The organism is Streptomyces sp. WAC03905 (genome assembly GCF_057371075.1).
In genome coordinates, this window is the sequence record NZ_JBXYDZ010000003.1 from 1,744,542 (window position 1) to 1,759,558 (window position 15,017).

9 protein-coding genes and 1 pseudogene are annotated in these 15,017 nt (G+C 75.5%); 4 read left to right on the plus strand and 6 right to left on the minus strand.

Annotation, left to right across the window (positions count from 1 at the left end):
* Positions 1–75 precede the first annotated feature (75 nt).
* The gene (locus AC2RP6_RS10505) at positions 76–987 is read left to right on the plus strand and encodes an ion transporter (RefSeq protein WP_486445986.1); all 912 of its coding nucleotides are present in this window, start codon (positions 76–78) and stop codon (positions 985–987) included.
* Between the two features lie 22 nt (positions 988–1,009).
* Here AC2RP6_RS10505 and AC2RP6_RS10510 read toward each other — a convergent pair whose 3' ends face one another.
* The 5 genes and pseudogenes from AC2RP6_RS10510 to AC2RP6_RS10530 form a co-directional block, all read right to left on the minus strand.
* On the minus strand, positions 1,010–4,603 hold the full coding sequence (locus tag AC2RP6_RS10510) for an SAV_2336 N-terminal domain-related protein (protein ID WP_486445987.1): 3,594 nt from the start codon (positions 4,601–4,603) through the stop codon (positions 1,010–1,012).
* The gene (locus tag AC2RP6_RS10515; protein ID WP_486445988.1) at positions 4,600–5,709 is read right to left on the minus strand and encodes an AAA family ATPase; all 1,110 of its coding nucleotides are present in this window, start codon (positions 5,707–5,709) and stop codon (positions 4,600–4,602) included. Before AC2RP6_RS10515 ends, AC2RP6_RS10510 begins: the two co-directional genes overlap by 4 nt.
* Positions 5,710–5,739: 30 nt before the next feature.
* Positions 5,740–7,812 (minus strand): VMAP-C domain-containing protein, encoded by a 2,073-nt coding sequence (locus tag AC2RP6_RS10520; protein WP_486445989.1) that lies wholly within the window; start codon positions 7,810–7,812, stop codon positions 5,740–5,742.
* On the minus strand, positions 7,809–9,122 hold the full coding sequence (locus tag AC2RP6_RS10525) for a hypothetical protein (protein WP_486445990.1): 1,314 nt from the start codon (positions 9,120–9,122) through the stop codon (positions 7,809–7,811). The genes AC2RP6_RS10520 and AC2RP6_RS10525 overlap by 4 nt, the downstream gene beginning before the upstream one ends.
* Before the next feature lie 150 nt (positions 9,123–9,272).
* A pseudogene (locus tag AC2RP6_RS10530) lies at positions 9,273–10,456 on the minus strand (GDSL-type esterase/lipase family protein).
* A 260-nt stretch (positions 10,457–10,716) separates the two neighbouring features.
* Between AC2RP6_RS10530 and AC2RP6_RS10535 the strand changes: the two are divergent.
* From AC2RP6_RS10535 to AC2RP6_RS10545, 3 genes are all read left to right on the plus strand, one after another.
* Positions 10,717–11,676 carry a trypsin-like serine peptidase gene (locus AC2RP6_RS10535; protein WP_486445991.1) on the plus strand — a complete coding sequence of 320 codons (960 nt, stop codon included), beginning with the start codon at positions 10,717–10,719 and terminating at the stop codon, positions 11,674–11,676.
* A 180-nt stretch (positions 11,677–11,856) separates the two neighbouring features.
* A complete protein-coding gene (locus AC2RP6_RS10540; protein WP_486450282.1) occupies positions 11,857–13,080 on the plus strand; it encodes a hypothetical protein in 1,224 nt (407 codons plus the stop codon).
* Positions 13,052–13,822, plus strand: coding sequence for a hypothetical protein (locus AC2RP6_RS10545; protein ID WP_486445992.1), 771 nt, complete (start codon positions 13,052–13,054; stop codon positions 13,820–13,822). Before AC2RP6_RS10540 ends, AC2RP6_RS10545 begins: the two co-directional genes overlap by 29 nt.
* Positions 13,823–13,845: 23 nt before the next feature.
* Here the strand turns inward: AC2RP6_RS10545 and AC2RP6_RS10550 are convergent, their stop codons facing one another.
* Entirely contained in the window at positions 13,846–14,811 is a 966-nt protein-coding gene (locus AC2RP6_RS10550; protein ID WP_486445993.1) for an oxidoreductase, read from the minus strand.
* Between the last annotated feature and the right edge of the window lie 206 nt (positions 14,812–15,017).

Consider the following 15,017-nt stretch of genomic DNA (forward strand, 5'->3'; position numbering starts at 1 on the left):
CCCGATCGGCTTTGCGGCGTTAGGCAAGGCGGGCCGCCGTTCGCCCGTGGTGCACGCGAGAGTACGAGGAGCACGATGACAGACCCCAGGCCCGCCGGACGCGGCCGGATGAAGCTGGCGGCCCGCTGCCGGGTGGCCACCGAGGCCCCCGCCTTCGGGATGGTCGTCTTCTGCGTCATCCTGCTCAACGCCGCGCTGATGGGCGTCGAGACGTACAGCGGGCTGGCCGCGGACCACCAGCTGCTGCTGCGCGCCGCGGAGCAGGGCTGCCTGGCCCTGTTCAGCCTGGAGATGCTGCTGCGCGTCGGCGCCTTCGCGGACCGGCCGAAAGCATTCTTCCGCGACCCGTGGAACATCTTCGACCTGGCGGTCGTCGCCTCCGCCTTCGTCCCGTTCGTCCGCGAGAACACCACCCTGCTGCGCCTGCTGCGGCTGGCCCGGGTGCTGCGCACGGCCCGCTTCCTCCCGCACCTGCGCATCCTGCTGATCGCGGTCGGCCGCAGCCTGCCGGGTACCGCCAGCTTCCTGTTCGTCGGCGGACTGGTGCTGTACGTGTACGCGATGGTCGGCTGGGTCTGCTTCGCCGAGTCGGATCCGGGGCACTACGGCTCCGTGGGCCGCGCGATGCTCACGCTGTTCCTGCTGACCACCCTGGACGGGCTGACCGACGCCGTCCGCGCGGGACTGGAGATCTCCCGCCTGAGCATCGTCTACTACGCCTCCTACGCGCTGCTCGCCTCCTTCGTACTGGTCAACGTCCTCATCGGGGTGGTGCTCAACTCCCTCGACGAGGCCCGCGAGATCGAGGACGCGGCCAACCGCGACCGCAAGCGGCCGGGGCCACCGCCTGCCGCCGCGGGCCCCGACGGGGACGTCCGCGACCGCATCGCGACGGCCCGCCGCGCCCTGGACGAACTGGAGGCGAGCCTCCCCGCCCCCGAAGGCCGCCCCGCTCGCCATCTGGAGACCTCCCCGAGCGGTTCCTGACCGGCCGGGCGGCCCGGCCCGGTCAGGGCGCCCCGGCGACGCGCAGCCGGACGTCCCAGGTGTCGTCGGGGCGCCGGCGGACGTCCCAGGAACCGGGCGCCGCGAAGACGGAGGAGGGTGCCCCCCGGAGGCTGAGGCCCTCGAAGCGGACCCGGCCCCCGAAGGCGGCGCCGCGGAAGTCCACCGGTCCGCCGAACACGGCCCCGGTCGAGACCAGCCCCTGCTCCCACGTCGTGTTCGCGAAGGACGCCCCGGACTCGAAGCGGGCCCCGCTCAGCCCGGCCAGGCCGCAGAACAGGGTGCGGGAGAAGTCCGCCCTCCCGGTCGCCCGCATCCCGTTCAGGTCCGCCGAGAGTTCCAGCACCGCCCGGGCGAAGGAGACCTCGTCGAGGAAGCTGCTGTCCGAGAAGCCCGCCAGCCCACGGAACTGCGCGCGGCGGAAGTCCGCCGTTCCGTGGAACCTGCTGCGGTCGAAGTCGCCGACGCCGAGGAACACCGCCCCGGCGAAGGAGACCGGCCCGGCGAAGGCCGACGACGCGAGCCTGGCCCGCCCGGTGAACACGGCCCGGGCGAACGAGGCACGGGCCAGGAACTCGATGCCGCCCTCGTTCCAGTCGTCGACGAAGTGGGCGTGGTCGAAGGCGGCCGCGCCCAGCGTGACGGGCTGCGAACGCGAAGCCCGCAGCGCGGCCAGCAACCGCTGGAGCAGCCCCTCCCCGAAGGTGGTGCCCCGGAAGTCGACCGGGGAGCCGGGCCTGAGGGTGCGCAGGTACGCGTGCTCCTCGTCGGGCCGGAGATGGGCGAGGCACACGTCGTACCCGGGCAGCCGGATCCCCGTGCACGGGGCGGGCGGGGCCGGCGGGGCCTGCGAGGCGGGCGGGGTCTGCGGGGAACGGTGGCCGCAGGCCGGCCAGTCGACGGCCGTGCCCCGGAGTTCGTCGGCCTCCGCGAGAGCCAGGCCCAGCTCGGCGCAGTCCCCGGTGCACAACCAGCCGTCCGTCCCGCCGCCGAGCGGTACGAGCGTGCGCAGCGCCGTGGGGCCGACCAGCGCGCCGAGTTCCTCGTACACGGGGTGCGCCAGGGCCACGGCGGGCCCGGCGGGCGACGAGCGGCCGCGGTTCACCGTGCCGTGGTGCCGCAGGAGCCGGACGGCCTCGGACGTGGCCTGCCCGGCGGGCCCGCCCGGTGCCCCGGCCACGGCGACGTCCGGCGAGAAGGGCCCGCCGTCCGTCCTGCGATCCTCGAACAGCTCTGCCGTACGCGCGAGTTCGGACAGCAGGCGGCCCGCCCTGCCGAGGGCGCCCGGGTCCTCCAGCAGTACGAGCACCGGCTCGCCGGGCGCGCCCCCGGACAGCCTTCCCGTGACGTCCGTGTCCGCCATGAGCCGGGTCAGGAGGTCCACCACCTCCGCTTCGGGCGAGCTGCCGGTCGGGTGCACCACGTCGTCACCGGGCCGTACCGCCAGGCACACCGCGGGCTCCCCCGGCGGCGTCCCGGTGCGGACGTGGTCGGCCATCGCCGCCCGGAAGTCCGGCTGTTCCAGCAGGGCGTCGCCCGACAGGAACACCATGCGGTCCGGCCAGACGCCGTGGACGACACCGAGCAGCGCACCCTCGCGGGAGACCGGGCCGCCGCGGTAGTGGGTCCAGGCCTCCGGTTCCGCGGAGAGCCGTACCAGCTCACCGTTGCGGACGCCCTCGTACGGGACCACCTCCCCCGTCAGAGCGACGGCGTCGCCCTGGTCGGTGCGGCCGTCGACCCGGACGCGGCCGTGCGGCTGGTCCGCCGTCAGCCACGCCAGCGTTCCGAGCGGCGGCCGCGGGCCGGTCAGGTCCTCGTCGGCCAGGAGCAGGAACACCCGGGGCAGCGCGTCGTCCCACCACACCGCACGGCAGGAGACCTCCCGCTCGCCGGCCCGCACCCAGCCGAACGCCCCCGGGGCGACGTCCCCGACCGTGAGGACCAGCCGGGGCGTCAGCAGGGTGCCGACCTCCAGCGGCTCCGGCGTCCCGTGGTGGCGGACGCGTACGACACGGTCCGCCAGGCCCGGGTCCCGGGGCGGCCGGGTCGCGAAGGGCAGGGATCCCTCGGCCACCCGGCGGCGGCCCTCCCGGCCGTCGGTGACCCGGGTCGCGGAGAAGTCCGGCCCGGTGCCTCGATGGCGGGACATGTACTCCCACACGCGCCGCCGGACCAGCTCCCGTACCGCGGCCACCTCCCCGCGCAGCTGGGAGCCGAGCAGGGCCTCCCGTACGCCGGGCAGAAAGGCGAACTCCACCTCCTCGGGGTCCCGTTCGTGGTCCCAGGGTGCGAACAGCCCGCCGAGGGCGACCTCCGCGAGGTGTCCGTGCTCGGAGTCCCGCAGCAGGGAGCGCCGGACCAGGTTCATGACGGGGAGGGTCAGCGGGACCGCGGCGAGGTGGGCGGCGAGCTGCTGGGCCGTCGGGGAGGCCCCGGCGCGGAAGCGTTCCACCACGTCCAGCGCGCTGCGGACGCCGTCGGCGGCGGCTTCGCGGGCGCGGGTGCCGCCCGGCTCCGCGTCCAGCCGCAGACAAGCCAGGCGTCGCCACCGGCCGTCCCCGGAGACGACCCGCACCAGCCGGGCCAGGCTGCCCGGGGCGATGCCGACGACGGGGACGATCTCGGCGTCGCGCAGGAGTCCGGCGCGGGGGCGGGAACGGCGGGCGGTCGCGGCCCGCTGCCAGGAGCGGGTGGCGGCGGCCGGACGGTCGGCGCGGACGGCGAAGGGGACGGGCCGGACGGCGCCGCGCGTCCACAGCCGCTCGGGCAGGACGTTGAGCACGGCCACGGCGTTGTGCGTGCACCAGTGCCGCAGCACGCCCTGCACGGAGGCTTCGCGCCAGCCGTCCGCCACGGTGTCGGAGAGCACCAGGATCAGCCTGCGGCCTGCGGGGTCGGCCAGTTCGAGCGGGTTGCGCGGGGCGCCGGACCGGCCGCGGGCGAGCATCGGGGTGGCGCCGGATCCGGTGCCCGTCAGCTGCCAGGTGCGTACGTCGCGGAACACGCCGCTGCGGGTCAGCACGCGGCGCAGTTCGTCCACGAGGTCCGCCCACAGCAGCATCGAATGGTGCGTGTCGACGACCAGCGCCAGGTCCAGCCAGCGGCTTTCGGCGGGCCGCAGGACGGGGGTCGGCACCCTCCGCTCGATGCTGCGCTCGACGGTGAGCTGCTCGTCCAGTTCCTCCCCGGGGCCGCCGATGGAGCGCCGGCCGACGGGGCGCAGGGCCCGCATCAGGGCGAGGGGGTCGTCGAGGGAGGCGGCTCGGGGCAGCCGTACGGGGGAACCCCGGCGGCCCGCGCCGTCGTCGGCCGGCTTTCCGGCCGGGTCGGGTACGGAGGCGGGGAACATCGTGACGGCCGGCTGCCCGTCGGCCGGGCCGTCGGGGACCGGTGCGGTCTCCGGGGCCGGCGGGTCGGCGGCCGGTGGCGGCAGGCCGGCGAAGTCGCCGGGCGTCACCGCGGGCGCGCGGGGCCCGGCGGGATCCACGCGGGCGGCCAGCCACAGGATGTCGGCGATCTCCTCCGCCCCGATGCCGGGGCGCGGGCCCGTGTCGTCGGCGCCGCCGGCCAGGGCGGCGAGCAGCTCCTCGATCACGCCGTGGGCCCGGTCAGGTGCTGCATGACGGTCTTGAGGAAGCGGTCGCGGTCGCCCGGGGCGGACCAGGCTCCGGCCAGACGCAGCTGGATGGCGTTGAGGAGCTGGTCGGTGGCGAGGTCTCCGTCCCCGGAGCGGTCGATGAAGTCCCGGACGAGCTCCTGGTACTCCCCGCCGGCCTCGACGTCGATGCCGAGCCGGCGGCGCACGATGAGGGCCAGCTTCTCCTCGCCGGGCGGCTCCAGGTGCAGGCGGACGCAGCGGCGCAGGAAGGCGGGCGGGAAGTCGCGTTCGCCGTTGCTGGTGAGGACGACGACGGGGAAGTACCGGCACTGCACGCGGCCTTGGGTGAGGTGCACGCGGGCGCCGGGGTCGTCGTCGGTGCCGATGGCGACGGTGGGGTCCTCCTGGGCGAGGCGGGCCAGCTCGGGGATGACGAAGCCGCCGTCCTCGAAGACGGTCAGGAGGTCGCCGGGGAGGTCGATGTCGCTCTTGTCGATCTCGTCGACGAGCAGGACGCGGGGCCGGTCCTGCGGCAGCAGGGCGGTGCCGAGCGGCCCGAGGCGCAGGTAGCGGGAGATCGACGGCGCGGGCGCGGGTTCGGGTTCGGGTTCGGGCGCCGGGGTGGTCGCGTCGGCGGCCGGGGTCGCCGGCGCCGCCGGCCGTGCGGGCCTGCGCAGTTGCTCCAGGCCGGCCTCCTGGAGACGGCCGATGGCGTCGTACAGGTACAGCCCGTCGCGCAACACGGTCCGGCTGGTGATGGGCCAGTGCAGGACGGGTCCCAGGCCCAGGTCCGAGGCGATGCTGTAGGCCAGGGTGGACTTCCCGACGCCGGGCTTCCCGGTGATCAGCAGCGGCCTGCGCAGGTGCAGGGCCGTGTTCACGACGTCCGTCTCCTGCTCGTCGGGGACGTAGCCCTCACCGCGCCGGCGGGTGCGCTCCCAGGCGGACCCCTCGCACCCGGGGGGTGCGTACCCCGGGTCGGGGCTGCCGGTGAAGTCCCGCCAGGGCGGCGGGGATCCGGTCTCCAGGCGGGCGCGCCGGTCGGCGCCCTCACCGGTCCCGTGGTACAGCCACCAGTCCTTCACCACTGCCTCTGCCTCCATCGTCGTGCCGCCGTCTGTCAGTGGTCGGGGTCAGGCCAGGGACCGGGAGCCCGGTACGTCGTCCGGATCGTCCCACAGCAGCACCAACTGGTCTGCCCCTGGAGGTTGTTGGCTGCCGTCCGCGGCGGCGCGCGCGGCTGCCGCGGCCGCGCCGGCGGCCGCCCGGCGCATGTGCCGGACGCGTGCGGGCAGGGCGAGTACGTCCAGTGCGCCGGGGTCCGGGCGGCCGTCGGGGCCGGCCGGTGCGAGCAGGTCGAGGAGCGGGGGCGCCGGTGCTCCGCCGCCGCGCCGCCACACCGCGACCGGGACACCGCCTTCGAGCACGGCTTCCAGCAGCCCGGCGTGCGGGGCGGAGGCGGTGGCCGCCAGGACGCAGGCGGGCGACGGGCGTTCGGCCAGTTCCATCCCCAGCGCGTCCGTGAGGTCGGCCTCCTCGACCACCCGGACGGCCTCGGGGTGCCGGCCGCCCCGGGTGCGCAGCCAGCGCCAGCTGGCCCGCCACTCGGGGCGGGTGTCCGCGCGCTCCTGCGGGCAGCGCACCACGACCTGGTGGAGCAGGCCGAGAGCGCGCTGCAGGCCGGCCGGGCCGCGCGGCACGGGCCACTGGTCGAAGTCGGTGTCGAGCAGCTCGTACGGCACGTGGAACTCGATGCGGTCGACGCCGTCCGGGGCCTGCGGTCCGGCCCCGCCGTCCGCCGGCGCCGCGCCGATGAGGGCCAGTTGCCGCAGGAGTTCCTCCCGTACGGCGCCCAGCCCGACGGGCGCGCCCTGCGACTCCCAGACGTGTTCGGTGCGTTCGCCGCGCAGCCACATCCGGGCCCGGAAGCCGGGCCCGCCGTCCGGCGGCGGCTCCAGTGCCACGTGGACGACGGTCGTGCGCGCGGGGGGCGGCGGCGGGGGCAGCACCGGCAGGGCGAGCCGCTCGCGGGTGGTGTCCACCCAGTCCGTCAGCCGCCCCGCCCACACCGCGTCACCCGCGGCGCGGGCCCGGTCGGCGAGAAACCGTACGAAGGGCACGGCCAGGGGCATCCCGTCGCGGCCGCCCTGGCGTTCGTCGAGGTCCTGGACCACGTCCAGGAGGCCGTCGCCGGGCAGGCCGCCGCCGACGGGGGTGGTGCAGCCGGCCGTCCTGAACGCCCAGGCGTAGGCCTCGTAGGCGCAGCGGGGCAGTTCGCGGCCCTCGAAGAGCGCGCCGAGTCCGTCCCAGGCCTGCTGGTCGAGCCGGGCCGCCCGGGGCAGCGCCATGGCGGCCGGGTCGTCGTCGAGGAAGGAGCAGGCGTCCCAGTCCCGGTCCACGAGGAACTGCGGGAGCTGCCAGCCGTCTCCGCGTTCGCGCAGCTCCCGGAAGGTGCGGTGGATGCTGCGGGCCGCGCCGGGGAGTTCGCCGACGCTCTCGCGCACGGAGCGTCCGCCGAGTTCGGTGAGGAGGGCTTCGGTGAAGCGTCCGGCGCCGCGCTCGGCGTCGTTCTGCGCGGCCTCGCCCTCCCGGGAGGCGTAGAGCCGGAACTGGCGGCGGCCCGGCACCGTGCTGCCGCCGCCGTAGTCGGTGCTGCCGAAGTTCCAGCGGGCGTCGCGGGGCGCGTCGACGCGGCAGGCGTCGACGAGTGCGGCCTGAAGCGGAAAACTGCGGTGTTTGACCAGGTCGGTGCGCCACCAGCGGAGCGCCGAGTCGAGGTTGAGGTGGCGGATCTGGCTGGGGCGGGCGTCGGCGCAGGGCAGCATGAGTTCCTGGCGGGGGCCGAGGTAGCCGTGTCCGGCCCAGAAGATCCACAGCAGGTCGCCGTCGCACTGCGGGAGTTCGTCCAGCAGCGCCGCCTTCACGTTCGCCTCGGTCGCCGGCCGGTGGGCCGTGCGCAGGGCGGCCATGGCCGGGGAGTCCGGCCAGTCCAGGGCGGCGGGTTCGTCGAGCGGGGACAGCAGGAGCCTGAGGTTGCCGGGCGGCACCTGGGCGGGGCCGGTCAGCCAGTGGGCGAAGCGCAGGGCGTCGCGGGCCGGGCCGCGCAGGTTCCAGCGGTGGCTGATGTCGTAGCGCTCGACGCCGGCGACGAGCGCGAAGGTGCGCTGCGGGCCGAGGGCCGGGGGCAGGAAGTCGGTGGGGATCACCCGATCTCCGCTTCGGTCACCGCCTGTTCGATCCGTTCGTAGAGGGCGTCCTGTTTCCAGTAGGCGCTGTGGCAGGCCGGGAAGGGCTGGCGGCTGCCGATCTCGTGGTCGGTGATGCGGGGGTCGCCGGGGAAGACGGGGCCCGCGAGGTAGGACAGCACGTCCTGGCGGTCGTAGACGTTGAGCCAGCGCGGGAAGCCGTACGGGAGCCTGGCGCCCGGTTCGAGGGCGGTCAGGGCGCCCAGCTCGTGGAAGAAGGGGGCCTGGGAGCCGACGGTGACGAGCAGTTCCGCGCCCGGGAGGGCCTCGCCGCGCGCGGCCGCCAGGGCGAGGAGGTCCACGAGCGCGACCCCGCCGAGGCTGTGGCCGACGAGGACGGTCGGCCCCGGGACGGCGGTGATCCGGGCCTGCAGGAAGGCGCGCAGGTCGTGGCCGCGGGCCTGGTAGCGCAGGATGTCGCCGAGTGCGGGGGTGGCGCCGGTGGTGAGGGAGCCGCGCCAGGCGTTGAGCAGGGGCTGGGTGGTGAGGCGCAGCGCGAGCCGGCCGAGGACGGCGGCCGCGCGGGCGCCGGGGACGCGGGCGTCGCCGCCGAGGCGGGTGGTGAGCAGTTCGACGAGCCGGTCCCGTTCGGCGCCGGTGCAGTCGGCGTCGGTACCGGCGGCGGCGAGGGCGCCGGCGGTCACGGCCCGGGCGAGGGCGGTGGCCAGCTCCCGTGCCTGCGGTTCGCCGGCGGCCCGGTCCGCGGCGCGGGCCGCCTCGGCGGAGTCGGCGGTGGCGGCCAGGGCGGCGGGGAAGCCCGCGGCGAGCCCGGTGCCGTGCAGGAGGGCGCCGAGTTCGTCCCCGGGGTGGGGCGGCGCGGGCGGTAAGCCGGCCAGGAGCGCGAGCACGCGGGCTCCGGCGGGCTGTACGCCGGGCATCGCGAAGGGGTCGTCGGAGGAGGCCGCGCAGGGGTCGTCGGAAGGTGCCGCGCAGGGGTCGTCTTCCCGGCCGCGGGGTCCGTACGTGGCCTGGCCGCCGTCGGCCCAGCCGGCCTCGGCCAGGACCCGGAGTTCGCACAGCGGGTCGGCGAGCAGCAGGGTCCATTCCGCCGCCTCGGCGTCGGCCGGGTCGGGTGCGGCGCCGGCCGCGGGGCGCAGCCCGGGCACGGACCGGCCGCCGGCGCCGAGGGTCGCGCCGAACCGGTCGCCCCAGTAGCAGGAGTCGACGGCGGATTCGGGGAACCGCGCCGTCAGCCGGTCACGGACCAGGGCGAAGAGCCGGTCGTGCCGCTCGCGCCGTACGCCCGTGCCGTGGACAAAGAGAAACCGCATCGCCGCCCCGCCCCCCTCGCGCCGTCGTCCCCGGGTCCCGTCGCCGTGGGGAGCGCCTCGTCCCCTCGCCGACAGGACCCGGCCCCGGCACGATAGCGCCGGGCGTTCGGCGGGGGGTAGGGAACGCCCGGTTCGGGGTTGCCCCGTGGGTCACCGGGCCCAGGCGGAGCCGAAGGCGTGCTCGGCGAAGCGCTCGCCGATGCGGGCGTGGCCGGCGGCGTCCGGGTGGAGGTCGTCGGGCAGGGGGAACTCCGCGAAGTCGGCCTCTCCGTAGAGGGCGCGGCCGTCGAGGTGGTGCAGGTGGGGGTCGTCGGCGGCGCGCGCCGCGGTGATGCGGGCGAGTTCGTCGCGGACGACGCGCAGGGTCAGCCGGCCGAGGGCGGCCTCCGCCGGATCGCCGAGGGCGCGGAAGCGCAGCCGGCCGTCGGTGAGGTCGGCCGCGGCGGGGCCCGGGGTGTCCTCGTGGATCGGGCAGTGGAGCGGCGAGACGACCAGGACGGGGGTGGTGGGGTGGCCGTCGCGGAGGGTGTCCAGGAAGCCGTGGACGGCGGCGGTGAAGGCACGCAGGCGCATCACGTCGTGGTTGACGAGGTTGATGCCGATCTTGAGGCTGATCAGGTCGGCGGGGGTGTCGCGCATGGTCCGTGCGGTGAAGGGGTCGAGCAGGGCGTTGCCGCTGAAGCCGAGATTGACCAGGTCCACGCCGGCGCGGGCGGCGGCCAGCGCCGGCCAGGTCCCGGTCGGGCCGTCGGCGGTCGAGCCGTGGCTGATCGAACTGCCGTGGTGCAGCCAGACGCGCCGGCCGGTCGCGGGGGCCGCTCCACGGGGGCGTCGGTGCGCAGGGCGATGAGTTCGTGGACGCCCCGGTACGGCAGCCAGATCTCGATGTCCTTGGTGCCCTCGGCCAGCCCGGCGAACCGGACGGTGCCGGGCGGGCCGGGGGTGAGGACCGCGGCCCAGGTGGCGGTGTCGACGGTACGGACGTCGCCGCCGTCGGCGGTGGCCCGGCCGGCCGGGCGGCCGTCGACCAGGAGGTCGTAGACGGCGTCCGGGGGCGTCGGCGCTCCCCGGTAGACGGTCGTGGTCGCGTGGACGTCGAGTTCGACGGCGGTGGCGCGGGTGCGGAAGGCCAGTCGCACTCCGGCGGGCTGGGCCTCGACGTCCGCGAGATCGCCGGGTGCCTGGCGGCGGGCCCGGGCGGGCAGCCGGTGCGGCAGGATGCCGCGCTCGGTGCGCTCCGCCTCCAGCGCGCCGCGCAGGAGTTCCGGGCCGACGGGGGTGGTGGTCCAGCCGTGCGCGGTGCCGTGGGCCGTGGGGTGTTCGAGGTCGTCCATTGCGTCACCCTTTCAACCGGACGCGGTTCCCGCATCCGGTTTCGTGCCCCGCCGGCCCGTGACGGGCGGCCCGCCCCGCAGGCGGCGCACGTCGGCCGGCACGCAGGGTCGTCGATGGACGACCCGAGGGCCCCCATGCATGACATGCACACGCCGGTAGGCCCGGTTGTGAGAACGGACACGTGCCGACCCCGGAACCCGGGCCGCGCCCACCCCATCGAACCGGGCGTCGGACGCGTACGCGGGGCGGGAGGGGCCACATGTCCAGCAGGGTTCAGGGGCGGGAGCGGGGACGGACCGCCGTGCGCGGCACCGTCACGGTCGGCCTGCTGTGCACCCTCGTGCTCGCGGGAGCCGGGTACGTCGCCTGGGAGCTGCGCGGCATCGCCGCCACCCGTGCGGACGGCGACCCGGCCCAGGGCGTCTACCAGCAGGATCCCGAGCGGGCCGACCGGACGGCGGCGGCCGTGCTCGACGGCGTCGTCCGCGAGGAGCCGGACCCCCCGACCGACGGCAAGGCCTTCGCCGCCGACGCCACGGTGAACTGGCGCTCCGGCGGCTGGGAGCCCTCCGACCCGCTGGAGGCGAGACCCGCCCCGGCCGAACCGGCGATCGGCGCACTGTTCTCCCCCGGCAACGACGGCGACCCCGATCACCACTGCTCGGGCGTCGTGGTCCACTCCCCTGCCGGCGACCTCATCGCCACGGCCGCCCACTGCGTGTACGGGGGCGGCTTCCGCACCAACCTCGCCTTCGCGCCCGGCTATCGGGACGGCATCGCACCGTACGGCGTGTGGGTGCCCACCCGGATCGACGTGGACCCGCGCTGGACCGCGGCCCAGGACCCGGACCACGACATCGCGTTCCTGCGGCTGCGCCGGCCCGGGTACCCCGGCCAGCGGCTGGAGGACGTCACCGGCGCGGAGACCATCGCGTTCGGGCGTGAACTGCCTCTGCCCGCACGGCTCGTGGGCTATCCGAACCTCTCGGAGCAGCCGCTGGACTGCCGGACCACCGCCCACCCGGCCGGGCCGACGCAGCTGCGGCTGGACTGCGCGGACGTACCCAACGGCACCAGCGGCGGCCCGGTGCTCACCGACGGGCGCACGCTGATCGGGGTGATCGGCGGCCGCGACGGGGGCGGTGACGACGAGACCTCGTACAGCATCCGCTTCGGCGACGGCGTCCGCGCCCTCTACGAGCGCTCCACCCGCTCCTGAACCGGGCCGTGCCGTGCCGGGCCGGGCCGTGCCGTGCCGTGCCGTGCCGTGCCGTGCCGGAAGGCGAGCGGTTACTGTTCGGAGCGGCCCGACCGACACGCGAACGACAGGTGCTTCTTGGTGCGCACGGCAGAACCGGACGAGGGGGCGGAGGCCCGCGTCGAGGACGCGGGCCACGTCATGGTGGCTCCGGCCGCCCTGCGGGACCACGAAGCGGTCCGGGACTTCTTCGGGTCCGTGATCACGCCCGACGAGCTCGCCTCCGGCGCGTACGACCTCACGGGCAGGACCGTCCACCTCTGCGGCGACCTCTCCGGGATCCGCCGCGACGTGCTGGCTGCCGCGGCCCGGGTGCACGTGGTCCGGGAGCTGTCGCACGGCCACGACGAGGACGGCCGCGGCGGGGACGGCCACGGCGGGGACGCCCGCGGCGAGCGGTGGACCGTCGTCGGCCTCGGCCGCGTTCCGCAGCGCGTGCACGGCGTCGGCGTGTACTACCGCCGCTTCTTCGAGCCCGAGGCCGGTCACTTCCAACGGATCGCCACCGAGCACGTGTTCCAGTCCCTGACGGAGTCCGACAAGCCCGGAAAGGCCCGGCGCAGCGGGATCTACCTGACGCCCGTCACGCGGCACGGTGACGCGCTGCACTTCCGGCTGCTCCGCTGCTCCACGAACCTCTCGGGGCCGACCGAGGACTTCCGCCCGACCGACACGGCCGTCGTCGAGGCCCTGAACCGCGAGGCCGCCACCCTCTTCCGCGACCACGCACCGCTCAACCACGTGCTCGCCCAGATCTACCACAACAGCCGTGCCACGGAAGGGCACAAGCAGTCCAAGGCCAGGATCTCGGCCCACGCCGACAAGACCAAGGACATGCCCGCCAACGGCATCATGGCCTTCTGCACCTTCTACGACGGGCTCGACAGGCTGCGGCCCCTGGCCGAAGACGCCTTCGACTTCGGAATGAAGGGAGCCAGCGGGCTGACCAGGCTTCACTTCCGCCTCAAGGAGCCGACCGCGCACCACGACGGGCCCGCGCTGCCCGCGCAGTTCACCCTGACCCTGCACCCCGGTTCCGTCCTCCTCGTGCCGTTGTCGACCAACCGCCTCTACACGCACGAGATCCGGCCGTCGTCACTGGACGCCGAGCTGCTCCCGACCCGCCTGGGATACGTGGTGCGCTGCTCGAACGCCGAAGCCGTGCACCGGGACGGCCGTACGTTCCTCAAGACGGCCGGAGGTCCGGCGGAGCTGGAACAGCCCACACCGGCGGGGATGGACGAGCTGCGCCGGCTGTACGCCGAGGAGAACAGGACCTCGTCCCGCATCGACTACGGCGACGCATTCCGCTTCAGCATGAACACGGGAGACTACCTTGCCCCCACGGCCCACGATCCTGGATGAGGTCCTCACGTACCGCCTGCCCGCCGACGAGGACCTCTTCGCCGAGCTGTCGGCGTCGGTGCGCTGGGAGGACGTGGGCAGGGGCCGGCGCGGCGCCACGCTCGTACGGACCGACGACGCGGGCGGGGTGCCCCTCGTGCGCACCACCACCCGCTTCGGCGGCCCGGCGCAGCGTTTCCGCTCCGTCCACGAACGGCTGGCACGCCGGGTACGGGAAGGTGCCGGCCTCCCCGTCGGCTTCAACAACGCCCTCGTCGAGACCTACACGAACGCCTGCACCACCATGGGCAGCCACAGCGACCAGGCCCTCGATCTGGCCGACGAGTCGTTCATCGCCGTCTTCTCCTGCTACCGGAACCCGGAAGCGGGCCAGCCGAGGAAGCTGGTCTTCGAAACGAAGGAGCCGGGCGGCGAGAGGGCCGAGATCCCCCTCGTCCACCACGGCGTCGTCGCGTTCTCCCTCGCCACGAACCGGCGGCTCAGGCACAAGATCGTCCTGGACACGTCCGGCAAGCCTGCCGGCAACGACTGGCTGGGGGTGACGTTCCGTACGTCGAAGACCTTCGTCCGGTTCCACGACGGACAGCCGCGCCTCCCCCGGGGTGCGCGCCTCACGGCGGCGGACGAGGAGCAGAGCCGCGCGTTCTACGGGCTGCGGCGCCGGGAGAACCAGGAGACGGACTTCGACTACCCCCCGTTGACGTACACCGTCAGCGAGAGCGATCTGGTCCCACCGGTCTGACCCGCCCGGCGGCGGGGGCCCGCTCAGCGCGGCAGGGACGCGTAACTGACGCCCGTCAGCTTCTCGGAGGCGTCCCAGAGCCGTTCCCCCGCGGTGTCGTCGAGGGTCCACCGCGCCCGCCAGGACGGCGCCGGCGCGCCGCGCCAGCCGAACCGCGGGCCGATGAACGCGTCCTGCCCGATCCCGGGCGCGGTGGCCGCGTACAGGGTGGGCAGTGCGCCCGAAGCGGTCGGCTGCGCGAGGACCGCATCGCCGAGGGCCGCAGCACGCGAGAGCAGGGTGGGGCCCTCCAGGGTGGCCGCCCCGGCGTGGAGGTTGCTGGAGGCGTAGCCCGGATGGGCCGCGGCCGCGGTGATCGTGGAGCCGGCGGCGGTGAAGCGGCGGCCCAGCTCGTGGGTGAAGAGCAGGTTGGCGGTCTTGGAGCGGCCGTAGGCGGCCCAGCGGCGGTAACCGTGCTCACTGCCGGGGCCGCCGAAGCCGCCCGTCTCCGCGGGGCCGTCCGCGCCGGAGGTGATCTTCCCCAGGACGTGGAACCCACTGGAGACGTTGACGATCCGGGCCCCGGCCGCGGCGGCCCGCAGCCGCGGCAGGAGCAGCCCGGTCAGGGCGAAGTGCCCGAGGTGGTTGACCCCGAACTGGGTCTCGAACCCGTCGGCGGTCCTTCCGTACGGCAGCGCCATCACACCGGCGTTGTTGACCAGCAGGTCCAGCGAGGGGTGCCGCTGTGCGCAGACGCCGGCGAACTCCCGTACGGAGGCCAGGTCGGCGAGGTCCAGCGCCATGAACTCCACCTGCGCGCCCGGGACTTCCGCCCGCAGCCGGACCACGGCGGCCCGCCCGCGGGCCGCGCTGCGGCAGGCCAGCACGACGGAGGCACCGCGCCGCGCGAGCTCGCGGGCCGTGACGTAACCGATGCCGCTGTTGGCTCCGGTCACGACGGCGGTCCGGCCGCTCTGGTCGGGAATGTGCGTGGCGTTCCAGCCGGGCATGGCAGCTCCCTCGGTCGCGGTGGTCCCCGAGCGTAGACCCTGGGGCGGCCCGGCCGCCCGGTGGTCCGGCAGCCCGGCAGCCCGGCAGCCCGGCAGTCCGGTGGTCCGGCGGTCCGGCGGGTCCGCGAGGCCGGGCGGGGCGCCCGCGCCGCAGGCCAGTAGGCTGCGGGTCCGCCCTCTTTCCCTTCCCGCCCCCGAGGTACAGC